A 22,430-nucleotide genomic window follows, 5' to 3' on the forward strand; every position below is an offset into this window, starting at 1 on the left:
GGTGGAGGTGCTTCCAGACCTGGGCCAGGAGGTGGAGGAGGGGGAGAAGGAGGGGGTAGAGGGCGTGGAGCCTGCGGTTGAAGCGGCTTGGGGAGGGGACGTGGGTGAAGAGGCCGAGGTCTTTGGCGAGGGCCAGGGCCTTGTTGTGCTTGCCGCCGAACTCTAGGGCGGCAAGGAGGGCGAGGGTGAGGATGGCGGAGGCGGGCGTTTTGGCTTGGGGGTCATCCTTGTAGCCCATGGCTTGCAGGGCGTCGTCTATAATGCAAAAGGCCGCTATGAGACGGGAAAGCATAGCGGCCACTATTTTTTCAGATCCAGGGGATAGGTAGCAACTTGGGTTATACTACCGGGTTTGGCGGCTCCCTCCCCTCTAGGACGGCGAGGAGGTTTTCCACCGCCACCTCGGCCATGCGCTCCCGGGTCGTTCTCCCCGCCGAGCCGATGTGGGGGGTGACGAGGGCGTTGGGGAGGCGGTAGAGGGGGTGGTCCTGGGGCAGGGGCTCGGGGTCGGTGACGTCCAGGCCCGCCCCGAAGAGGTGGCTCCTTAAGGCCTCCACCAGGGCCTCGGTGTCCACCAGGGCCCCCCGGGCGGTGTTGAGGAGGATGGCCCCCCGCTTCATGGCGAAGAGCCGTTCCCGGTTTAAAAGCCTATGGGTTTCCGGGGTGAGGGGGGTGTGGAGGGAGACGATGTCCGCCTCCTTAAGGAGCTCCTCCAGGGAGAGGAAGGGGTAGGGGAGGGGCTTGGGGGTGCGGGCGTGGTAGACCACCCGCATCCCGAAGGCCAAGGCCCTCTTGGCCACCGCCTGGCCGATGCGGCCCATGCCGATGAGGCCGAGGGTCAGGCCCTGGAGGTCCAGGCCCAAAAGGAGCTCGGGGTGCCAGGCCCTCCAGAGCCCATCCCGGGCGTAGGCCGCCCCCTCCTCCACCCGCCTGGCCACGGCGAGGAGGAGGGCCAGGGTGAGGTCGGCGGTGGCCTCGGTGAGGACCCCGGGGGTGTTCGTGACCCGGATGCCCCTCTTCTGGGCCGCCTCGAGGTCCACGTGGTCCACCCCCACGCTGTAGCAGGCGATGACCTTGAGGCCCTTGGCCCGGTCCATCACCTCGGCGTCTATGCGGTCCTCCACCGTGGGGATGAGGCCCACCGCCCCCTCCACCCCCCTTAGGAGCTCCTCCCGGGGGAGGAAGAGCCCCCGGTGGACCTCCACCTGTAGGCCCCGCTCCTCAAGCCGCTCCAGGGCCTTCCCGGGAAGGGTGCGGGTGACGAAGACCTTCATGCCCCTTTTTACCGGGGCCCCCGTGCGGGCGCAAGCCCGCATGGGGTGGTATCACGCCCCGGCGAAGGAGAGCTCGGCCACCGCCACCGTGGGGCTCCCGTAGGCGGCGTCCAGGAGGAGCCAGTCCAGGTCGTCCCCCACCGCCTCCACCCCTTGGAGGAGTTCCAGGAGGTTTCCGGAGACGGCGAAGTTCTCCACGGCGTGCCGCACCTCTCCCTCCTCCACCCAAAGCCCCAGGGCCTGTAAGGAGAAGTCCAGGGTCACGGGATTTGCCCCGGCGTGGAGGCCCATGAACTCCGTGACCACCACCCCTTCCGTGAGGGCGAGGTTCCCCACGGGCTCCAGGTAGAGGTTGGTGGGGGCCACCTCGAGGGTCCCCCGGTAGGACCGGGCGGCGTGGCCCGTGTTCCTCTGGCCCAGGGCCTTGGCCGTCTCCAGGTTGTGGAGGAAGGTCTTGAAGACCCCCTTCTCCACCACCACGGTGCGGGCCGTGGGGGTGCCCTCGGCGTCAAAGGGGCGGGAGAGGAGGCCCTTCTCCAGGGTGGGGTCGTCCACGAGGGTCACGAGGGGGCTTGCGATCCTCTCCCCAAGCCTCCCCAGGAGGCGGCTTTTCCCCTCCAGGGCGTTCTTGCCGGAGAGGGCTTTGGCGAGAACGGAAAGGAGCATGGCCATGGCCTCAGGCTCCAGGTAGGCCCGGTAGCGGCCCGTCCTCAGGGGCTTGGCCTCTAGGAGCCTCGCCGTCTTCTCCCGGAACTCCAAGGCGGTGCGCCCCGGCTCCAGGGCGTGGAACTCCTTGCCCGCCTTGAAGTCCCACCCCTGCTTGACGCTTTTCCCCTGGGCCATGACGAAGCTTCCCATGAGGGCGGCGAAGCCCGTGCGGAAGCTTCCTTCCGCCCCTTGGGTGCTTTTGAGGGCCACCCGGACCTCCCGCTCCAGGTAGCCCCCCATGAGGACGCTCTTCACCCGGGGGTCTTCCCGCAAGGCCTCCTCCAGGGCGAGGACCGCCTCCTTCTTCCGCTCCAGGGGGGCGGAAAGCCCCTCCCCCAGGAGGTCGTGGCTTCCCAAGGCCTTCCCCGGGGGTAAGGCGCCCTCCTTGGCGGAGAGGAGGGCGTTTTCCTGGGCCTCCTCCAGGGCCCAGTCCAGGGCCTCGGGGGAGAGCTCCTCCGTGTAGGCGTAGCCCACCTTCCCCTCCGCCACCACCCGGAGGCCGAGGCCCCCTTGCCTGGCCTCCTTGATCTCCTCCAGGGCGCCTTCCCGGGCCCTTAAGGAAAGCTCCCTTGCCTCCTGGAAGAGGACCTCGGCCTCGAGGCCAAGCTCCTTGGCCCGCCAAAGCAGGTAGCGCTTGGCTTCTTCCAGGGTCATGCCCTACCCCCCACCACGATCTCCGAGACCAGCACGTGGGGCTGGCCCACCTCCACGGGGACGGCCCCGGAGAGGCTTCCGCACATGCCGGGGGCGTTCTCCAGGTCCTGGGCCGCGGCCACCACCCGCATGAGGGTCTCGGGGCCCTTGCCCACCAGCATCGCCCCGCGCACGGGCTCCTCTATCCGCCCCTTTCGGATGATGTACCCCTCCTGCACGGCGAAGTTGTACTCCCCGCTTCCCGGCTTCACCTGCCCACCCCCCATCTCCTTGGCGTAGAGCCCGAATTCTATCCCGGCGAAGAGGTCTTCCACCCGGGCCTCCCCGGGGGCGATGAAGGTGTTCCGCATGCGGGAGGTGGGGGCGAAGGTGTAGTCCTGGCGGCGGCCCGAGCCCGTCATGGGGTAGCCCGTGAGGAGGTGGCCCAGGCGGTCCACCATGTAGCTTTTGAGGACGCCTCCTTCTATCAGCACGGTGCGCTCCGTGGGGCGGCCCTCGTCGTCCACCTCCGTGGAGCCCCAGGCGTGGGGCAGGGTGCCGTCGTCAATGTAGGTGACGGCGGGGCTCGCCACCACCTCCCCGAGCCTATCCGCGAGGACGCTCGCCTTCTTGGCCACGCTGGTGGTCTCCAGGAGGTGGCCCACGGCCTCGTGGAAGAGGACCCCGCCGAAGCCCGGCCCCACCACCACGGGGAAGGTGCCCGCGGGGGCGGGCCTGGCCTTGAGGTTGGTGAGGGCCTGGCGGGCGGCCTTTTCCCCCACGGCCTTCGGGGGGTAGAGGTCAAAGAGCTCCAGGCCCACGCTCTTCCCGGGGGCGCTGTAGCCCGTCTGCACCTCGCTGCCCTCCTGGGCCACGGCGAGGACGAAAAGCCTCGTGCGCACCCTCCTTTCCTCGGCCCACACCCCCTCGGTGTTGGCCACGAGGACCTCCTCCTCCCACTCCAAAAGGCTCGCCTCCACCTCCTTGATGGCGGGGGCGATCCGGGCCCCGGCCTCGGCCTCCAAGAGCCTTTCCAGGCGGTAGCGCTTGTCCTTCTCCCCGTAGGCCACCTTGGGGGCGTGGAGGCCCTTGGGGATGGCCTTGCGGAAGTCCAGGCCGCCCTTTCCCCCTTCGTCCACCTTTCCCAGGGCGCCCTTGGCCCGGAGGAGGGTCTCCAGGGCCTCCATGAGGCCTTCTTGGGTGAGGTCGTTGGTGTAGGCGTAGACCACCTCGGTGCCGAAGAAAAGCCGCACCCCCGCCCCGTAGTCCAGGCCGGAGAGGGCCTCCTCCAGCCCGCCGGAGCGGACCTTCATCCGGCGCTTTTTGGCGCGCTCGGCGTAGACCTCGGCGAAGTCGGCTCCGCCCTTCAGGGCCCGCGCGAGCACCGCCTCCACCAGCTCGGGTTTGAGCATGCCCCGAGTCTACCCGCCCCTGACCCACGGGTCAACGGGCGAGGCGGAGGACCGCCGCCTCCAGGGCGAGCCACGGGTCCTTCCCCCCCTTGGCCCGCTTTTCCGCCTCCACGAGGGCGTCCAGGGCCTCCTTGAGGGCCTCTTCCCCCAGGGGCCTCGCCGCCTCCAGGGCCTTTTTGGCGGCGTAGGGGTGGGCCTTTAGGCGGGCGAGGTCCTCCTCCTTGGGCCGGGGGTTTTCCCGGAGGAGGAGGAAGGCCCGGGCGAGGAGGGCGAACTGCCAGGAGAGGGCCCCGAGGAGCCTCAGCGGCTCCTCCCCCTCCTCCTTGAGGCGCCTGAGGCGCAGGAGGGCCTCCTTGGCGTTCTTCTCCAGGACGGCGCGCACCAGGTCAAAGCCCGTGAGGGGGGGCCTCAGGGCCACCACCTTCTCCACCTTCTCCAGGGTGAGGGGCGGGGAGAGGAGGGAAAGCTTCTCCAGCTCCCGCTCCAGGGCCTCGAGGTCCCCCTCCAGGGAGGCCAGGTACTGGACCACCCCGCCCGGGAGCCTGAGCCCTAGGCGCTTGGCCCGGTGTTCTATGTGCCTTACGAGGTCTTTCCCCTTGGGGGTGGGGAAGTCCCGCCTTTCCCGGTTCCGGTAGAAGGCCGCCCGGGAGGGGCTCGGCTTGGGGTCCAGGAGGAGGACGGGAACGCCCTCGGGCGCGCCCTCCAAAAGGGGCTTTAGGGCCTTCCACTCCGCCTCCCCCACCTCCCTCAGGTACAGCATCGCCCCCCCGCCCCCGAAAAGCCCCGGGGCGAGGGCCTGGGCCAGGGCCTCCGGGGTGGGCTCGGTGAAGCGGGAAAGCCCCCTAAGCCGCGCCTCCTGGAGGAGGGCCTCCCGCGCCAGAAAGGGGTCGCCGGTGAAGGCGATGACCATGGCTTAAGGGCCTGCCGAAGGCCCCGGCGGGCCTTTAGAAGGCGTTCAGGCCGGTGATCTCCCGGCCCAAGACCAGGGTGTGGACGTCGTGGGTGCCCTCGTAGGTGTAGACCGTTTCCAGGTTCAGCATGTGGCGGATGGCGTGGTACTCCAGGGTGATGCCGCTCCCTCCCAGGATGTCCCGGGCCATGCGGGCGGCCTGGAGGGCCTTCCAGACGTTCTGCCTTTTGGCCAGGGAGACCTGGGCGGGGGTGAGCTTCCCTTCGTCCTTGAGCCGGGCAAGCCGCCAGGCGAGGAGGAGGCCCTCCGTGTGCCAGGCGAGCATCTCGGCGAGCTTGGCCTGGACGAGCTGCTTCTTGGCGATGGGCTCGCCGAAGGTGGCGCGGCTTTTGGCGAACTCCACGGCCTCGGTGTAGACGGCTTCCAGGGCGCCCAAGACCCCCCAGGCGATGCCGAAGCGGGCCTGGGTGAGGCAGGAAAGGGGCGCCTTCAGGCCTTCCGCCTTGGGGAGGCGCAGGGACTCGGGTACCCGGACGTCCTCCAGGACGAGCTCGCTCGTCACCGAAGCGCGGAGGGACATCTTGCGCTTCACCTCCCGGGCCTGGAAGCCCTTGGTGTCGGTGGGGACGATAAAGCCCAGAACCCTGCCCTCCTCGTCCTTGGCCCAGATGAGGGCGATGTGGGCCAGGTTGCCGTTGGTGATCCACATCTTGGTGCCGTTCAGGACCCAGGTGTCCCCCTCGCGCCTGGCCCGGGTCTTCATGTTGCCGTAGGGGTCCGAGCCCCCGTCGGGCTCGGTGAGGCCGAAGCAGCCCACCATCTCCCCGCGGGCGAGCCTCGGGAGGAACGCCCGCTTTTGCTCCTCGCTCCCGTAGGCGTAGATGGGGTACATGACCAGGGAGCTTTGCACGCTCACGAAGCTCCTGAGCCCCGAGTCCACCCGCTCCAGCTCGTAGGCGATGAGGCCGTAGGCGGCGCTACTCACCCCCGCCCCCCCGTACTCGGGGGGGAGGGTGGGGCCTAGGAAGCCGAGCTCGGCGAACCTGGGGATGAGGTGGGTGGGGAAGACCCCCTCTTCCCACCAGTCGCGGATATGGGGCAGGGCCTCCTTCTCCAGGAAGCGGCGGGCGGCCTTCTGGACCTCCTTCTCCTCCGGGGTGAGGAGGTCTTCCAGGGCGTAGAAGTCCAGCATGCCCTAAGTCTAAGCGCCCGCTTCTGGCCCCACAACACGGGGCCTTGGGCTTAGAGCATCCCCGCCAAAAAGCCCTCCTCCCGGAGGGTGCGGATGAGGTCCATGACGGTGAGGGTCTGGGGGTCGTACTCCACCAGGATCTGGGCGGGCCCCGTGGCCTGGGCCTGGCTCACCCCTTCCAGGCCCCTCAGGGCCTCTAGGATCCTCTCCATCCCCTCGGGGGTGGGCTCCCCCCGGATGCCGATGAGCACGCGGTTCATACCCCTATTCTAGGACGCCCCGGGTCTCGCCCCGCGCGCCCCGGCTTCCCAGGACCCGCACCGCGAGGACCAGGGGGCCGAGGGCGAAGCCCTCCTCCCTTAAGGCCTCCTCCAGCTCCTTGCGCCCGGGGTCCAGGTGGAGGGCCACCTCGTAGACCCCGGCGTCGTAGGCGCTCTTCACCACCGCCCGGAGGAGGCCCCTTAGGGCCTCCACGCTCCTTCCCTCAATCCGGGTGACGAGGACCGTGGCGGCCTCCCCTTGCCACACCGCCTGGGCCAGGGCGAAGCCCATGGGCTCCTCCCCCTCCTCGGCGAGAAAGGAGTGGCCCGTGCGGGCGAAGAAGCGGAGGGCGCCGAGGCTTACGGGCCTTTTTCCCGCTAGCTGGTTAAGCCGGTCCAGGTCTTCCTCGGTGAAGGGGCGGAAGCGCATGGCCCCATTATGCCCTCCTGCCGAAGCGCAAGGCCTCGAGGAGGAGGACCAGGGCGGCGAGGAGGGCGAAAAGCCGCCCCCCGCCCCCCCGTTCCCGGGGAAGGAAGCTTGCCTCGGGGGTAGGGAGGAGGGTCTCCTCCGGGGCCAAAAGGCCGGTGCGCGCCTCCCGGTGGGGCTTGAGGAAGTTGTAGACGAGGAGGGGGAAGAAGGGGCGGTCCTGGATGGCCACGAGAGGCGGAAGGTAGAGGCCACCCTCGGCGGCGTAGAGGAGCCCCACCCCTCCTTCCCCCTCGGCCAGGGGCCGCCAGGGGCCTTTGGGGGGCGGGGGCGGGGGGAGCCTCTCCCCCAGGAGGGCCACCCCCTCCAGGAGGGGGTGGGGGGCGGTGAGGAGGACGGGAAGGGGGCTTCCCCCTTCGGGGGCGAGGTAGAGGGTGGGGCCTTCGGGGGCGCCTTGGGGCGTGGCGAGGCGCACCCGGACCTCGCTTCCAGGGAGGGCGTCCAGGAGGCGGAAAAGCCTCTCCAGGGCGGGAAGCCTCGGGTAGTCCACCCCGAGGTGCCTCAGGCCAAAGCCCGCCTCGTCGTCCAGGCCTAAGGCGTCTTGCCCCAGGAGCCTGGCGGAAAAGCTTTGGGGGAGGCCCTGAAGGGAGGTGTAGCCCCGGGGGGGGACTTCTACCCGGAAAGTCTTCCCCCCCACCTCCACCTGGGCCAGTAGGGGGCGGCCTGCGCCGTTTCCCAGGGCCAAAAACCCCGCCGCCACCGCCACGATCCCCAGGTTCTCCCTAGGGCTTCCCACGCCCACGTACCCCTCCACCCCGGGGGGCGGGGGGCCGTCCGTGGCCACCACCACCGGGGTCTTGAGGAGCCTCCTTCCCAAAGCGATGGCCTCCTCCAGCCGGGCCTCCCGGTCCCCGGCCTCCAGGGCGAGGAGCCTCTCCTTTAGGGCGATTCCGGGGGCGGGGCCGAAGGCCTCGGGCCTCTCCCCGGCCCGAACCAAGACCGCCTCGGGCGCCCTTTCCAAAAGGGGAAGAAGCCTTTCCTTGGCCAGGTCCAGCCGGGTCCCCCTCCCCTCCTTGGCCGCCATGCTGGCCGAGGCGTCCACCACCAGGACCAAGGGGCCTGGGGCGAGGGGGGGGTCCTCGAGGGCGAGGACCATGAGGGCCGCCCCCAGGAGGAGGAAAAGAAGCCTTAGGTCAAGCCTGGGTCGGAAGCGCCTCGCCCGCCCCCTCTTCCAAAGCCACACCCCGGCCCAGGGCCTCGCCCTAGGGGCCCGCCTCCGGTAGAGGAGGTAGACCAGAAGGAGGACGGGAAGGAGAAGCCAAAGCACCCTGCTCTAAGGCTACCCCTGCTAGAGTGAGGGCGGTGTGGGTCTTGGGGATTGACACCTCCTGCGACGACACCGGGGTGGGCCTCGTGCGGGACGGGGAGGTGGTGGTGAACCTGGTGGCAAGCCAGGTGCGCCTGCACGAGGCCTTTGGCGGCGTGGTGCCGGAGCTCGCAAGCCGCGAGCACTTAAAGGCCCTCCCCCTCCTCGTGGAAAGGGCTTTGGCCGAGGCGGGCCTTAGGCCAAAGGACTTAGACCTCGTGGCCGCCACCCGGGGGCCCGGCCTCATCGGGGCTCTCCTCGTGGGCTACACCTTCGCCAAGGGGATGGCCTTCGCCCTGGAACGCCCCTTTTACGCCATCCACCATCTGGAGGGCCACATCGCCGCCGCCTGGCCCGAAGGGCTAACCCCCCCCTTCCTCGCCCTGGTGGCCTCGGGGGGGCACACCCACCTCTACGAGGTCCTGGACCTCGGCCGCTACCGCCTCCTCGGGGCCACCCGGGACGACGCCGCCGGGGAGGCCTTTGACAAGGTGGCGAGGCTCTTGGGCCTCGGCTTCCCCGGGGGGCCCGAGGTGGAGCGCCTGGCCGAGGAGGCGGAGGAAGCCATTCCCTTCCCCGTGCCCTTAAGGGGACAGGAGGGGTACGACTTCAGCTTCTCCGGGCTCAAGACCAAGGCCCTCCACCTGGTGGAGAAGGGCCTTCCCAAGGCCGCCCTCGCCAAGGGCTTTCAGGAGGCGGCCATCGCTCACCTCGCCGAGGTGGTCCTGAAGGCGGCGAAGGACACGGGCCACCGGGTCCTCCTCGTGGCCGGGGGGGTGGCGGCGAACCGGGCGCTCCAGGAGCGCTTTAAGGAGGCGGGCCTAAAGGTGTATTTCCCTCCCAAGGGCCTTTCCCAGGACAACGGGGCCATGATCGCCCTCGCCGCCTGGCGCCGCTACAAGGGAGGCTTTCCCCCAAGCCCCCTCTCCTTGGGGGCCACGGCCTACTGGCCCTTGGAGGAGGCCTGAGGCTCTTTCTCCCCGTTTTCCCCCTGAAGGGTCCGAGATTGGGGCACGAGGTCCCTTTACCGGGGCCCCCATGCTGGCGCAAGCCAGCATGGGGTGGTATAAAGGGGTTTCTCATCCCGAAGGGGTACAATCCCTTTTAGGATGCTAGGTCTTTTGCGCAGGCTCTTTGACAACAACGAGCGCGAGATCGCCCGCTACTACAAGCAGGTGGTGGAGCCGGTGAACCGCCTCGAGGCCGAGGTGGAGAAGCTCCCCGACCTCGCCGCCGCCTACCGGGAGCTCAAGGAGAAGCACGAGAAGGGGGCCTCCCTGGACGAGCTCCTCCCCATGGCCTTCGCCCTCACCCGGGAGTCGGCCAAGCGCTACCTGGGCATGCGCCACTTTGACGTGCAGCTCATCGGCGGGGCCGTCCTCCACGAGGGCAAGATCGCCGAGATGAAGACCGGCGAGGGCAAGACCCTGGTGGCCACCTTGGCCGTGGCCCTGAACGCCCTCACGGGGAAGGGCGTTCACGTGGTCACGGTGAACGACTACCTGGCCCGGCGCGACGCCGAGTGGATGGGGCCCGTCTACCGGGGCCTGGGCCTCTCCGTGGGGGTGATCCAGCACGCCTCCACCCCCGAGGAGCGCCGCAAGGCCTACCTCGCCGACGTCACCTACGTGACCAACGCCGAGCTCGGCTTTGACTACCTGCGGGACAACATGGCCATAAGCCCCGACCAGCTCGTCCTCCGCCACGACCACCCCCTCCACTACGCCATCATTGACGAGGTGGACTCCATCCTCATTGACGAGGCCCGCACCCCCCTCATCATCTCTGGCCCCGCGGAGAAGGCCACCGACCTCTACTACAAGATGGCGGAGATCGCCAAGAAGCTGGAAAGGGGCCTGCCCGCCGAGCCCGGGGTGCGCAAGGAGCCCACGGGGGACTACACCATTGAGGAGAAGAACCGCTCCGTCCACCTCACCCTCCAGGGCATCGCCAAGGCGGAGAAGCTCCTCGGCATTGAGGGCCTCTTCAGCCCGGAGAACATGGAGCTCGCCCACATGCTCATCCAGGCCATCCGGGCCAAGGAGCTCTACCACCGGGACCGGGACTACATCGTCCAAGACGGCCAGGTCATCATCGTGGACGAGTTCACGGGCCGCCTCATGCCGGGCCGCCGCTACGGGGAGGGCCTCCACCAGGCCATTGAGGCCAAGGAGGGGGTCAAGATCGAGCGGGAAAACCAGACCCTGGCCACCATCACCTACCAGAACTTCTTCCGCCTTTACGAGAAGCGGGCGGGCATGACCGGCACCGCCAAGACCGAGGAGAAGGAGTTCCAGGAGATCTACGGCATGGACGTGGTGGTGGTGCCCACCAACCGCCCCATGATCCGCAAGGACTACCCCGACGTGGTCTACCGCACGGAGAAGGGGAAGTTCTTCGCCGTGGTGGAGGAGATCGCCGAGAAGTACGAGCGGGGCCAGCCCGTCCTCGTGGGCACCATCAGCATTGAGAAATCCGAAAGGCTTTCCCAGATGCTCAAGGAGCCCAGGCTTTACCTCCCCCGGCTGGAGATGCGCCTGGAGCTCTTCAAGAAGGCGAGCCAGAAGCAGCAGGGCCCGGAGTGGGAGAGGCTCAGGAAGCTTTTGGAAAGGCCCGCCCAGCTCAAGGACGAGGACCTCGCCCCCTTTGAGGGGCTCATCCCGCCGAAGGGGAACCTGAGGACGGCCTGGGAGGGCCTGAAGCGGGCGGTGCACACCCTCGCCGTCCTCCGCCAGGGGATCCCCCACCAGGTCCTAAACGCCAAGCACCACGCCAAGGAGGCGGAGATCGTGGCCCAGGCGGGGCGGAGCAAGACGGTCACCATCGCCACCAACATGGCGGGGCGGGGCACGGACATCAAGCTCGGGGGGAACCCCGAGTACCTGGCCGCCGCCCTCCTGGAGAAGGAAGGCTTTGACCGGTACGAGTGGAAGGTGGAGCTCTTCATCAAGAAGATGGTGGCGGGGAAGGAGGAGGAGGCCAGGGCCCTCGCCCAGGAGCTCGGGATCCGGGAGGAGCTTCTGGAAAGGATCCGCGAGATCCGCGAGGAGTGCAAGCAAGACGAGGAGCGGGTCCGGGCTCTGGGGGGGCTTTTCATCATCGGCACCGAGCGGCACGAGTCCCGCCGCATAGACAACCAGCTCCGCGGCCGCGCCGGGCGCCAGGGGGACCCCGGGGGAAGCCGCTTCTACGTCTCCTTTGACGACGACCTCATGCGCCTCTTCGCCTCCGACCGGGTCATCGCCATGCTGGACCGGATGGGCTTTGACGACTCCGAGCCCATTGAGCACCCCATGGTGACCCGCTCCATTGAACGGGCCCAGAAGCGGGTGGAGGACCGGAACTTCGCCATCAGGAAGCAGCTTCTCCAGTTTGACGACGTCCTAAGCCGCCAGCGGGAGGTGATCTACGCCCAGCGCCGCCTGATCCTCCTCGGCAAGGACGAGGAGGTGAAGGAGGCCGCCATCGGCATGGTGGAGGAGACGGTGGCTTCTTTGGCGGAGAACTTCCTGAACCCCGAGGTCCACCCCGAGGACTGGGACCTCGAGGGCCTCAAGGCCACCCTTCTGGACACCGTGCCCCAGCTTCAGGACTTCCCCTTTGCGGAGCTTAGGGGCTTGAAGGCCGAGGAGGCGGTGGAGAGGCTCGTGGAGGCCGCCCTCGAGGCCTACGAGGCCCGGGAGGCCGAGCTTTCCCCGCCCCTCATGCGGGCCGTGGAGCGCTTCGTGATCCTCAACGTGGTGGACTCCGCCTGGAAGGAGCACCTCCACAACCTGGACGTCCTCCGCCAGGGGATCTTCCTCCGGGGCTACGGCCAGAAGGACCCCTTCCAGGAGTACAAGATTGAGGCCACCCGCCTCTTCAACGAGATGGTGGCCTTCATCAAGGGCGAGGTGGCCAAGTTCCTCTTCCGGCTCAAGGTGGAGGCCGAGCCCGTGCGGCCCGTGCGGGAGGCGCCTTACGTTCCGGTGCCCGAGCCTAAGCCCAAGGAGGCCGGGGCCTTCGTGGAGAAGAAGCGGTCCACCCCGCCTCCCCAGCCGGGCCTCTCCCGGGCGGAGCGCCGCCGCCTGATGCGGGAGGAGAAAAAACGCAAGAAGGAGTAGGGTTAGGCCTCCACCTGGAGGCTTTCTGGGTCTAGGTTGGTGTAGACGTGCTGCACGTCGTCCAGGTCCTCCAGGGCCTCCACCAGGCGCATCACCTTGGCGGCCTCCTCGGGGCTTAGGGCCACCACGTTCTGGGGGTGCTGGACCACCTCCACCGCCTCCACCCGGACCCCCCGGGCCTTGAGGGCCTCGGCGAGGCGGTAGGCCTCGGCGGGGTCGGTGTAGACGGTGAGGCTTGTCCCTTCCTCCTCGAGGTCCAAGGCCCCAAGCTCAATGGCCGCCTCCTGGGCCGCTTCGCTGTTCTCGCAGACCAGGACCCCCTTGCGCTCAAACTGCCAGGCCACGCTCCCCGTGGTGCCCAAGGAGCCCCCGTACTTGCCGAAGACGTGGCGCACCTCGCCCGCGGTGCGGTTGCGGTTGTCCGTGAGGGCGTAGACCAGCACCGCCACCCCTCCCGGGGCGTAGCCCTCGTAGACGATCTCCTCGTACTGCTCGGCGCCTTCCCCGCCCCCCTGGAGCTTCTGCAGGAGGCGTTCAATGTTCTCCATGGGCACGTCGTCGGCCCGGGCGGCCTCAATGGCGTTCCGGAGCTGCACGTTGGCCTCGGGGTAGGGGCTTCCTCCGGCCCGGGCCGCAGCCTGGATGGCCCGGAGGTGCTTGGAGATGATCTTGCCGCGCTTGAGGTCGTTGGCGGCCTTCTTGCGCTTGATCTGTGCCCACTTGCTATGACCGGCCATGGCTCACCTCCCCCATTATAGCCAGCTCCTCCAGCACCCTTTCCGCCAGGCGCTCCCCGGCTTCCCGGAAGGGGTGGAAGACGAGGTTCACCCCGGCGGCCCTTAGGGCGGGGTCTTCCTCCAGGTGGAAGCTGGTGGCGGCGAGGACCCCGGAAAACCCCCGCTCCTTCAGCCAGCGGGCGGCGAGGAGCTTGGCCTCGAGGTCCGGCAGGGCGAGGACCACCGCCTTAAGCCCCGAGAGGTCTAAGCGCTCCCAAAGCTCCGGGTCCTCCGCGTCCCCGTAGAGCACCCGCCTGCCCTTGGCCCGGTGGCGCTCCACCTTCTCGGGGTCGGCGTCCAGGCCGAAGGGCCTTTCCCCCCTGGCCTCCAGCACCCGGTAGACCGCTCCCCCCGTGCGCCCCATCCCCACCACCAAGGCCGTGGCCCTGTCCAGCCTTTCCGGTTCCTGGTCCGGGTGGCGCCCCGGGCGCTCCAGGCGGAGGAGGAAGGGTTCCAGGCGCTTGTAGAGGGTGTGGCTTGCGCGGGCGAGGGGGGCGGAGAGGGCCATGGAGAGGGCCACCAGGAGGGCCAGGGTGCCGAGGCCCAGGGGGAGGAGGCCCGCCTTTCCCAGGGCCACCCCCACGATGAGGGCGAACTCCGAGTAGTTCCCCAGGTAGAGCCCCGCCACGAAGCCCGTCCTGGCCCTCAGGCCCGAGAGGAGAAAGAGGGCGAGGAAAAGGGGGGCCTTGAGGAGGGAGAGGAGAAGGAGTCCCAAGAGAAGGCCAAACTCCACCCCCTGGAGGCCCTGGCGCATGCCGATCTCCAGAAAGAAGGCCACCAGAAAGGCCTCCTTCAGGCTCCAAAGGGCCCGGCCCATCTCCGCTCCCTTGGCGTGGCCTGCGAGGAGGGCCCCGGAGAGGAGGGCCCCAAGCTCGGGGGAAAGCCCCACCTGGCGGAAGCCCTCCCCGCCGAGGAGGGCCAAGCCCAGCCCGAAGAGGACCAGAAGCTCCTCGTGTCCGCTCCTTTCCAGAAGCCAGCCCACCCCCGCCCTAAGGAGGGGGAGAAGGAGGAGAAGCCCCGCCCAGGGGCTAACTTCCTTGGCCCCGTAAAGCCCCAAAAGCCCCACGGCCACCAGGTCCTGCAGCACCAGGATCCCGATGGCCAGCCTCCCGTGGTAGGTGGTGAGTTCCTTCTTGTCCTCCAGCAGCTTGGCCACCAGCACCGTGCTGGAGAAGGCCAAGGCCAGGGCGAGGGGGAGACTTCCCACCAGGAGGGAGGCCAGGAGGGCGAAGGCGAGGAGGTGGGCGCCCCCCACCCCTAAGACCCGGGGGTCCAGGAGGTCCTTGAGGCGGAGCTTGAGCCCCACGCTAAAGAGGAGGAGCAAGACCCCGATCTCCGCCGCCTGGGCCAGGAAGGCCGTTTCCCGAAAGCCCAGGCCGTGGAGGAGGAACCCCGCCCCCAGGTAGCCCACCAAGGGGGGAAGTCCTAGGCGATGGGCCAGGAGGCCTAGGGTGAAGGCCAGGGCGACCCAGAGGGCTTCCATGCCCCAAGGGTAGCAGAGAGGGCTTCAGGGGAAGGCCTCTCTAGGGGGCCTTGGCCTTTTCCAGGGCTTTATCCAGGAGGGCCTTCCACTCCTTGTAGGGGAGGAAGCCCGTGCGCTTTTCCCCGGCGATGAAGAAGGTGGGGGTGCCGGTGAGGCCGAGGTCCGTGGCGAGCTTCTGGTCGGCGAGGACCGCCTCCCGGTGCCGGCCTGAGGCGAGGCACTGGGCGAAGGCCTGGGTGTCCAGGCCCATCTGCCCGGCGAGGTCCACGAGGTAGCGGTCCAGGGCCTCCCCCGAGAGGCTTCCCCAGCCCGCCGCCGCCCGGAAGAGGACCTCGTGGTACTCGTAGTAGCGGCCCTGCTCGGCAGCGCAGGCGGCCGCCTCGCTCGCCCGGATCACGTTCGCCTGCCCGGGGAAGGGGAAGTCGCGGAAGAGGTAGCGCACCTTCCCCGTGTCCATGTACTCCGCTTTAAGCCGGGGGAGGACGTTTAGGGCGTGGTTTTGGCAGTGGGGGCAGAGGTAGTTGGAGAAGTCCACGACCACGACGGGGGCGTCCTCCCGCCCCAGGGCGAAGCGGGCCCCTTGCGCCGGGTCCAGCCCGGCCTTGCCCTTGGGCCCCCAGAGGATCCAGCCCAGACCCAAGAGGGCCAGGGCCACCACTACGAGAACTATAGCGCGCGGCATGGGCTCACTCTACCACGGCCCAAGGTGAGAAGGCTTCAGCCCTTGTAAGGGGCCTGGCGGGCCTTCCCCTCCGGGGTGAGGTAGAAGGGGTTTTGGTCGGTGGAGACCAGGGTTTCCCGCTCTATGGCCTCGAGGAGGTCCTTGGGCAGGACGAACATGGCCTCGAGGTAGGGGGCGGTGAGGTGGCGCAGGGGGAGGTTCCGCTCCCGGATCCGGGCCTCGAGGATCCCCTCGGAGAAGGCCGCGGGGTCAAAGGCGTCCGAGGCCAGGAGGAAGCCGAAGTTCAGGAAGAAGCCCGGGATGTGGTTCTTGTAGCTCCGCACGTAGCGGAAGGCCTCCCGCACCGTGCGGTGGACCACGGGGTGGACCCGGTGGTGGGTGAGCATGATCATCCCCGCCTGCATCCCCATGACCCCGCCCGGGTTCAGGTGGGCCTTCACCAGGCGGTAGAACTCCACGGTGTAGAGGAGCCTGGCGGGGTTGTCCTCCCCCACGGGGTCGGTGAGGTCAATGAGGATGACGTCGTACCGCTCCTCCGTGCGCTCCAGGTAGGCCCGGGCGTCGTCAATGACGAGGACGGCCCTCGGGTCGTCAAAGGCCCCCTGGTGCCACTCGGGCATGTGCCGCTTGGCCACCTCCACCAGCTCCCCGTCAATGTCCACCATCACCGCCTTCTCCACCGTGGGGTGCTTGAGGACCTCCCTTAAGGTGGCCCCCTCCCCGCCTCCCACGATGAGGACCCGCTTGGGCTCGGGGTGGGTGAGCATGGCGGGGTGGACCAGGGTCTCGTGGTAGATGTACTCGTCCCTTTCCGTGCTCTGCACGTCCTTGTCCAGGACCAGCACCTTGCCGAAGCCCTGGGTTTCAAAGAGGAAGTAGTCCTGGAAGGGGGTCTTGCCCGAGGCGATGACCCGCTCCATGCGGCGCACCATGGTTTCGTAAGGGGTGATGTGCTCAAAGAAGTACATGCCGTAGTCCATGGCCTAACCTCCTTGCTCCGCGCCGAAGGCCCGGCGCTTGATGGCGTGCTCCGTGCCCCGCCAGTAGCGGAAGGCGGACTCCTCCTTGGCCCCGAAGGCCCGGGTGAGGCCTTTGAGCACCTCCTCCGGGTCCACCCCGTCCCGGTAGAAGTAGAGGTCCAGGGTGGCGGAGGCGTTGTCCTCCGGCCAGGTGTGGATCATCACCGCGGCCACGGGGCTCACCACCGCGGCCGAGAGCCCCTGGGGGTGGAACTTGTAGACCACCGACTGGGCCGAATCCCGGGGAGCCCCGAGGCGCATCACCGCGTCCAGAAGGGCCGCTTCCACCATCTTGGGGTTTTCCAACACGGAGAGGTCGCACCCGTAGATCTCCGCTACCCAGCGCCCGCCCGGCACCGCTTCCACAAGGGCCTATCATAGCCCCCCGGGGGAGGGGGGGCAAGCCCCTTAGCCGAAGAAGTCCTTGAGCTGGTCCTTGGTGACGAGGACCTCCCGGGGCTTGGAGCCCCGGGGCGGGCCCACGATGCCCATGGCCTCGAGGGCGTCCATGAGCTTCCCCGCGCGGGCGTGGCCCACGGAAAGCCTCCGCTGCAGGCGGCTCACCGAGCCGTACCCCTCCTCCACCACGATCTCCGCCGCCTTCTTCAGGAGGGGGTCGGAGAAGTCCACCTCCCCGGGGCCTCCCCCTTCCGCGGCCTTCGGGGGCTCAAAGTCGGCGCCGTAGGCCTCGGCGAAGCGGTCCTCGTGGCTTTGCGCCCGGAGGAACCCCGCCACCCGGGCCACCTCCTCCTCGGAGAGGTAGGGCACCTGGAGGCGCACGGGCTTGGGCATGCCCGGCTGGTAGAAGAGGGCGTCCCCCTGGCCGATGAGCTTCTCCGCCCCCTGGGTGTCCAGGATGGTGCGGGAGTCAAAGCCGCTGGAGACGGCGAAGGCCAGGCGGGCGGGGATGTTCACCTTGATGAGGGAGGTGAGGATGTCCACGCTGGGCCGCTGGGTGGCGAGGATGAGGTGCATCCCCGTGGCCCGGGCCATCTGGGCGAGGCGCAAAATGGCCGCCTCCACCTCCTTGGGGGCGGTCATCATCAGGTCGGCGAGCTCGTCCACCACGATGACCAGGTAGGGCAGGGCCTCCTCGGGGCCCACCTTGGCGTTGTACTGCTCCAGGTTCCGGGCCCCCACCTGGCTCATCAGGCGGTAGCGCCGTTCCATGTGGGCCACGGCCCCCTGCAGGACCCCCGCGGCCTCCTCGGGGCTCGTGACCACGGGCCGCACCAGGTGGGGGATGCCCTCGTAGGGGGTGAGCTCCACCATCTTGGGGTCAATGAGGAGTAGGCGCAAGGCGGTGGGCAGGTGCTTGAAGAGGAGGCTTTGGATGAGGACGTTGATGGCCACGCTCTTGCCGCTTCCCGTGGAGCCGGCGATGAGGAGGTGGGGCATCTTCGCCAGGTCCCGCACCCAGACCTCCCCCTCAATGCTCTTCCCCAGGACCAGGGGGAGGAGGGCCTTGGCGTTCCCGTAGGCGGGGGAGAGGACGGCCTCGGAGAAGCGGACGAGCTCCCGCTTGGGGTTGGGCACCTCGAGGCCCACGGTGTTCTTCCCGGGGATGGGGGCCTCAATGCGCACCGCCCCCACCGCCAGGGCCCGGGCCAGGTCGTTTTGCAGGCTCTGGATGCGGCTGATCTTCTCCCCCGGGGCGGGCAGGAGCTCGTAGCGGGTGACGCTGGGCCCCCGGGCGTGGCCCACCACCTCCGCCTGGACGCCGAACTGCTTCAAGGTTTCCCCGATGGCCCTCTTCAGGCGCTCGGCCTCCTCCTCCAGGGCCCGGTTTCGCTCCTTGGGCTCCGGGGGGTCCAGGAGGTCGGGGGTGGGGAGGGCGAGGGCGGTGCTGGGGGAAGGGGGTGGGGGCTTCGGCTCCAGGGGTTTGGGGGTTTCCTTGGGGGGTTCGGGGAAGATCAGGTCCAAGTCCAGGTCCGCCGGGGGCTCGGGCGTGGCCGGAGATGGGGCCTCGGGGGGAGGGGCGCCGGTGAGGAGGGCCCTCAGGCCTTCCCGCTGGGCCTCGGGGTGGGCTTCCAGGAAGCGAAGCCAGCGGGAGAAGTCCTGGAAGCGGGCCTCCAGGTCCTCCAGAAGCCCTGAGGCCTCCTCCCACCGGGCCTGCCTTTCCAGAAGGAGCCTCCTCCCCCGGAGGAGGCCCTTGAGGCTCGGCCGCACCCGGACGGGTTCCCCCAGGCCCTTGACCCGGGCGAGGAGGGCCTGGGCCTCGAGGAAAAGCGCGGCCCGCCTCTCCTCCAGGGCGTCCCGCAGGGGGCCTTCCCCCGCCAGGGGGCGGCTTAGCCCCTGGAGGAGGGCCTGGAGCCGGGGAAGGAGGGGCCGCTCCTCCTCGGCCAGGCGCCTTTCCAGTTCCGCCGCGCGTTCCTGGAGGAAGCCCCTTAGGGCCTTTTCCACCTCCGGAAGCTCCTTGGGGCCCAGGCTTTGGGCCAGGGCCTTGAGGGCGGCGTGCTCGGGGTAGAGGCGGGCGAGGGTCCGGATCGTCTGCCGCAGGAAGAGGGTTTTGAGCCCCTGGCGCGCCTTGCGCACCCCCTCCACCCCGAGGCGGAAGCCCGAGAGGAGGAGGTGGAAGGGAGGACGCCCCCGCCAGAGGTCCGCCACCACGGAGGCCAATAGGAGGGGAAGGGAAAGCCCCAGGAGGCCGGCCTTGGCCTCCAGGGCCGCCTTCCACTCTCCGCCAAGCTTCCCGGAAAGCGGCCCCAGGAGGGGAAGGAGGCTGAAGGCCAGGAGGTGGAGGAAGAGGAGGTGGCGCAGGAGGGGCTTTAAGGCCTTGCGGCGGTAGAGGGCGTAGGCCAGGGGGAAGAAGCTTAAGGCCAGGAGGTAGGCGGGAAGCCCCAGGAGGCCGTAGAAGTGCTCCTTGAGGAAGGCCCCCAGGGCCCCCGTGGGAACCCCCAAGGGGGCGAGGAGGAAGAACCCCACCCCCCCCACCACGGCGGACCAGGCCTCGAGGTCGCGGTTGGGAAGGGGTTTGGCGGCGGGCTTCCGCTTGGCCATCGGAGCCATTATAGGGCCCCTTCGCCCCAGGGAAGGCGGAGCTCCTTCGCCGCGGTGGGGGTTCAAAGTCTTTCCGTAGCCCCGGCCTTGGGTGCTTGGAAAGGCAAGCCCCCATGCCGGCCCGAGCCAACATGGGGTGGAAACAAGGGGGCGCCCTTAGCGCTTGAGTTCCTTGATGACCGCCTGGGTGAGGTCGGTGTCCTCGTCGGCGTAGACCACCAGGCCCGACTGGGCCGCCACCTGGCGGCTCATGACCACCGCGAAGCCCTGGGCCTTGGCCACCTTGGCGATGGCCTGGTCCACGTCCTCCAGGATGGGCTTGAGCACGGGGTTCTGCCGGTCCTGCCACTTCTTGAGGGTGTCCTGGTAGGTCTTGGCCAGGGCCTCGTAGTCCTGCCGCTCCTTGGCCGTGGCCTGGCCGGAGCGGACCTTCTGGTCCAGGGGCTTGAGCTTCTCCTCCAGGGGGGCGAGCTCCTTGCGGGCCTGGGCCTGGAGGTCCTGGACCTTCTTGTAGTCGGGGTGGGCCTGGACCAGGGCGTCGGCGTCCACGAAGCCCACCCGGGTGGCCACGTTCTTGTTCTGGGCCAGCATGGGGGTGAGGAGGGCGCCGAGGGCCAGGAAGAGGGCGGCTAAGGGGAAGCGCTTCATGGGAAGAAGCCTAACGCCCCAGGGTGAAGCGTACGTGAGAGAAAAGCCCCTTTCCCTTTGGCCTGAGAAGGGGTATCCTCCCCCGAGGAGGTGAGGCGATGCGCAAAGCGGTGTTGCTTCTTTTGCTGGCCGTTTTGGGGACGGGGGCCTTGGCCCAGCGGGCGATTTCCTTCCGCCTCTCCCTGCCCCCGGCGGGGCTGGGTTTGGGCCTCGAGGCGCCCCTGGAGCGGAACCTGGCCTTCCGGGTCTTTGGGGACCTCTTCCCCGGGGGGCCCGGCGTCCTGGTGGCCGGGGAGGTCCTCTTTAAGCCCGACCTGGGCCAGTTGGACCGGGACCTGAGGGGCATCCGGCCCTACTTCGGCGGGGGGCTCGCCGGGTACTTTGCGGGCGCGGGAGAGGTGGGCCTCCAGCTCTCCTTGGGGGTGGAGTTCCTTCTGGACCCCCGCACCGGGCTTTTCCTGGACGGGGAGTACTTCTACCCCTTTGGAAGCCCGGGCCGCTTCGGGCGCACGGTGATCGGGGCCAACCTGCGCTAAGGGCTCTAAAGGCTTCCCCGCAACCCTTCCGCGTGGCGAAACCCGTGCGGGCGGTTAGGCCCAAGACCCTTCCCCCGTTCAGGCCATCTGGACGGGGGACATCTTTCCCTTTTTCTCGGGATAAACTGGGGTCCGGAGGTGATCCCCGTGCTGGTCAGGGACTGGATGACCCAAGACCCCCTCACCGTGGCCCCCGATACCCCCGTGTTGGAGGCCATTAACCTCCTGAAGAACAAGGGCTTTCGCCGCCTTCCCGTGGTGAAGGACGGGAAGCTCGTCGGCCTGGTCACGGACAAGGACCTTAAAGACGCCATGCCCTCCAAGGCCACCACCCTCTCGGTGTGGGAGATGAACTACCTCCTCTCCAAGCTCACCGTGCAGGAGGTGATGGCCAAGCCCGTGGTGACCGTGGAGGCCGACGAGCCCCTGGAGAAGGCGGCCCTCCTCATGGAGGAGAAGAAGATCGGCGGTCTCCCGGTGATGGAGGGGGGGAAGCTGGTGGGCATCATCACCGTGACCGATGTGCTGCGGGCCTTCATTGAGGTCTTGGGCCTGAAGCTTGGGGGCCTCCGCATCACCGTGGACATCCCCGATGTGCCCGGGGCCCTGGCCCAGATGGCCCAGGCCGTTCCCCCGGCCAACATCGTCTCCATCGCCACCGCGGCCCACCTTCCCGGCTACCAGCGCCTGGTGATGCGGGTGGTGGGGGAGGATGTGGAGAGGGTCCCCGACCGCCTGCGGGCCGCGGGGGAGAAGGTGGTGGACGTCCGCCCCGGCTAAGTGGCTGCACGTCGCAACACGGGTTGCCCGAAATAAGGCTTGGGAAGGTCCTTTTGGGGCCCCCACCGCGGCGAAAGCCGCGGTGGGGTACTTACGTTCCGTTCTGGTAGGCAGGGTAGGAGCCCAGGACCTTGAGGAAGGCCGCCCGCCGCAGGAGGCCCAAGAGGGCCTGGGCGGGCCCGGGGTCTTCCAGGTGGCCCTCGAGGTCCAGGTAGAAGAGGTAGCTGAAGGGCTTGTCCCGGCGCGGCCTGGACTCCAGCTTGGTGAGGTTGACCCCGGCCTCGGCGAAGACGGAAAGGGCCTCCAAAAGCCCTCCCGGGCGGTGGCGCACCGCGAAGACGATGCTGGTCTTGTGGGGTCCCTCCCCCTTTTTCGCCTCCTCGCGCCCGATGACGAAGAAGCGGGTGTAGTTGTGGGGGTAGTCCTCAATGTTCTCCGCCAGGACCTCCAGGCCGTAGAGCTCGGCGGCCCGCCTCGAGGCGATGGCCCCCACCCCGGGCTCAGGGTTCTCCGCCAGGGCCCGGGCGGCCCCCGCGGTGTCAAAGACGGGGATGGGGGAGAGGCGCATCCGGGCCAGGAAGCCGTCGCACTGGGCCAGGGCCTGGGGGTGGCTCTTCACGGCCTTGAGGTCCTTTAGCCCCGTGCCCTTGGGAGCCAGGAGGCAGTGCTCCACCCGGTGAACCACCTCCCCCACCACGTGGAGGTCGCTTTCCAGGAGGAGGTCGTAGGTCTGGTTGATGCTCCCGGCGGTGGTGTTTTCCACCGGCACCACCCCGAGCTCGGCCTCCCCCGACTCCACCGCCTCAAAGACCTGGTGGAAGGTGGGGAAGCCGAGGGGCGTGGCCTCGGGAAAGGCCTTGAGCAGGGCCTCCTCGCTGTAGGCCCCTTCCGTGCCTTGGAAGGCGATCCTCATCGCCCCATCATACCTTAACCCAAGTTGCTACCTATCCCCTGGATCTGAAAAAATAGTGGCCGCTATGCTTTCCCGTCTCATAGCGGCCTTTTGCATTATAGACGACGCCCTGCAAGCCATGGGCTACAAGGATGACCCCCAAGCCAAAACGCCCGCCTCCGCCATCCTCACCCTCGCCCTCCTTGCCGCCCTAGAGTTCGGCGGCAAGCACAACAAGGCCCTGGCCCTCGCCAAAGACCTCGGCCTCTTCACCCACGTCCCCTCCCCAAGCCGCTTCAACCGCAGGCTCCACGCCCTCTACCCCCTCC

20 protein-coding genes and 2 pseudogenes are annotated in these 22,430 nt (G+C 68.7%); 5 read left to right on the forward strand and 17 right to left on the reverse strand.

Annotation, left to right across the window (positions count from 1 at the left end; genetic code table 11):
- The 9 genes and pseudogenes from BLP62_RS11000 to BLP62_RS11040 all read right to left on the reverse strand — a co-directional run.
- A pseudogene (locus tag BLP62_RS11000) lies at positions 1-292 on the reverse strand (IS982 family transposase); the annotation flags it as partial.
- A 46-nt stretch (positions 293-338) separates the two neighbouring features.
- Positions 339-1,274, reverse strand: coding sequence for a 2-hydroxyacid dehydrogenase (locus tag BLP62_RS11005; protein WP_093008399.1), 936 nt, complete (start codon positions 1,272-1,274; stop codon positions 339-341).
- A gap of 51 nt (positions 1,275-1,325) precedes the next feature.
- A complete protein-coding gene (locus BLP62_RS11010; protein WP_093008400.1) occupies positions 1,326-2,636 on the reverse strand; it encodes a TldD/PmbA family protein in 1,311 nt (436 codons plus the stop codon).
- Positions 2,633-4,027, reverse strand: coding sequence for a TldD/PmbA family protein (locus BLP62_RS11015; RefSeq protein WP_093008401.1), 1,395 nt, complete (start codon positions 4,025-4,027; stop codon positions 2,633-2,635). Before BLP62_RS11015 ends, BLP62_RS11010 begins: the two co-directional genes overlap by 4 nt.
- 31 nt (positions 4,028-4,058) lie before the next feature.
- A complete protein-coding gene (gene holA, locus BLP62_RS11020) occupies positions 4,059-4,937 on the reverse strand; it encodes a DNA polymerase III subunit delta (protein ID WP_093008402.1) in 879 nt (292 codons plus the stop codon).
- A gap of 34 nt (positions 4,938-4,971) precedes the next feature.
- The gene (locus BLP62_RS11025; RefSeq protein ID WP_093008403.1) at positions 4,972-6,129 is read right to left on the reverse strand and encodes an acyl-CoA dehydrogenase family protein; all 1,158 of its coding nucleotides are present in this window, start codon (positions 6,127-6,129) and stop codon (positions 4,972-4,974) included.
- A 50-nt stretch (positions 6,130-6,179) separates the two neighbouring features.
- Positions 6,180-6,389, reverse strand: a complete 210-nt coding sequence (locus BLP62_RS11030; protein ID WP_093008404.1) for a heavy-metal-associated domain-containing protein — start codon at positions 6,387-6,389, stop codon at positions 6,180-6,182.
- Positions 6,390-6,393: 4 nt separating this feature from the next.
- Complete coding sequence (locus tag BLP62_RS11035; protein ID WP_093008405.1) at positions 6,394-6,819, reverse strand: DUF1999 family protein; 426 nt, start codon at positions 6,817-6,819, stop codon at positions 6,394-6,396.
- A 7-nt stretch (positions 6,820-6,826) separates the two neighbouring features.
- Positions 6,827-8,143: a vWA domain-containing protein gene (locus BLP62_RS11040; RefSeq protein ID WP_093008406.1), complete on the reverse strand. Its 1,317-nt coding sequence runs from the start codon at positions 8,141-8,143 to the stop codon at positions 6,827-6,829.
- Positions 8,144-8,178: 35 nt separating this feature from the next.
- Here BLP62_RS11040 and tsaD point away from each other — a divergent pair, with 35 nt between their 5' ends.
- On the forward strand, positions 8,179-9,150 hold the full coding sequence (gene tsaD, locus BLP62_RS11045) for a tRNA (adenosine(37)-N6)-threonylcarbamoyltransferase complex transferase subunit TsaD (protein WP_093008407.1): 972 nt from the start codon (positions 8,179-8,181) through the stop codon (positions 9,148-9,150).
- Positions 9,151-9,291: 141 nt separating this feature from the next.
- Positions 9,292-12,285: a preprotein translocase subunit SecA gene (secA, locus tag BLP62_RS11050; RefSeq protein ID WP_093008408.1), complete on the forward strand. Its 2,994-nt coding sequence runs from the start codon at positions 9,292-9,294 to the stop codon at positions 12,283-12,285.
- A 2-nt stretch (positions 12,286-12,287) separates the two neighbouring features.
- Here the strand turns inward: secA and BLP62_RS11055 are convergent, their stop codons facing one another.
- From BLP62_RS11055 to BLP62_RS11085, 7 genes are all read right to left on the reverse strand, one after another.
- On the reverse strand, positions 12,288-13,022 hold the full coding sequence (locus BLP62_RS11055; RefSeq protein WP_093008409.1) for a YebC/PmpR family DNA-binding transcriptional regulator: 735 nt from the start codon (positions 13,020-13,022) through the stop codon (positions 12,288-12,290).
- Positions 13,009-14,544 carry a cation:proton antiporter family protein gene (locus tag BLP62_RS11060; RefSeq protein ID WP_093008410.1) on the reverse strand — a complete coding sequence of 512 codons (1,536 nt, stop codon included), beginning with the start codon at positions 14,542-14,544 and terminating at the stop codon, positions 13,009-13,011. The genes BLP62_RS11055 and BLP62_RS11060 overlap by 14 nt, the downstream gene beginning before the upstream one ends.
- A 40-nt stretch (positions 14,545-14,584) precedes the next feature.
- Entirely contained in the window at positions 14,585-15,226 is a 642-nt protein-coding gene (locus BLP62_RS11065) for a DsbA family protein (RefSeq protein ID WP_093008411.1), read from the reverse strand.
- 35 nt (positions 15,227-15,261) lie between these two features.
- The gene (speE, locus tag BLP62_RS11070) at positions 15,262-16,206 is read right to left on the reverse strand and encodes a polyamine aminopropyltransferase (RefSeq protein ID WP_093008412.1); all 945 of its coding nucleotides are present in this window, start codon (positions 16,204-16,206) and stop codon (positions 15,262-15,264) included.
- 3 nt (positions 16,207-16,209) lie between these two features.
- Positions 16,210-16,611: an S-adenosylmethionine decarboxylase gene (speD, locus tag BLP62_RS11075; RefSeq protein WP_093008413.1), complete on the reverse strand. Its 402-nt coding sequence runs from the start codon at positions 16,609-16,611 to the stop codon at positions 16,210-16,212.
- A gap of 42 nt (positions 16,612-16,653) precedes the next feature.
- On the reverse strand, positions 16,654-19,245 hold the full coding sequence (locus BLP62_RS11080; protein WP_176758207.1) for a DNA translocase FtsK: 2,592 nt from the start codon (positions 19,243-19,245) through the stop codon (positions 16,654-16,656).
- A 156-nt stretch (positions 19,246-19,401) separates the two neighbouring features.
- Positions 19,402-19,893 carry an OmpH family outer membrane protein gene (locus BLP62_RS11085; protein ID WP_093008415.1) on the reverse strand — a complete coding sequence of 164 codons (492 nt, stop codon included), beginning with the start codon at positions 19,891-19,893 and terminating at the stop codon, positions 19,402-19,404.
- A gap of 98 nt (positions 19,894-19,991) precedes the next feature.
- Here BLP62_RS11085 and BLP62_RS11090 point away from each other — a divergent pair, with 98 nt between their 5' ends.
- Positions 19,992-20,429 carry a hypothetical protein gene (locus BLP62_RS11090; RefSeq protein ID WP_093008416.1) on the forward strand — a complete coding sequence of 146 codons (438 nt, stop codon included), beginning with the start codon at positions 19,992-19,994 and terminating at the stop codon, positions 20,427-20,429.
- Between the two features lie 147 nt (positions 20,430-20,576).
- On the forward strand, positions 20,577-21,209 hold the full coding sequence (locus BLP62_RS11095; RefSeq protein WP_093008418.1) for a CBS and ACT domain-containing protein: 633 nt from the start codon (positions 20,577-20,579) through the stop codon (positions 21,207-21,209).
- Positions 21,210-21,300: 91 nt separating this feature from the next.
- On the opposite strand, the gene pheA is transcribed toward BLP62_RS11095, so the two are convergent.
- Positions 21,301-22,122, reverse strand: a complete 822-nt coding sequence (gene pheA, locus BLP62_RS11100) for a prephenate dehydratase (protein WP_093008417.1) — start codon at positions 22,120-22,122, stop codon at positions 21,301-21,303.
- A gap of 64 nt (positions 22,123-22,186) precedes the next feature.
- Here pheA and BLP62_RS11105 point away from each other — a divergent pair.
- Positions 22,187-22,430, forward strand: a pseudogene (locus BLP62_RS11105) (IS982 family transposase); the annotation flags it as partial.

The organism is Thermus arciformis, from assembly GCF_900102145.1.
Lineage (GTDB): Bacteria > Deinococcota > Deinococci > Deinococcales > Thermaceae > Thermus > Thermus arciformis.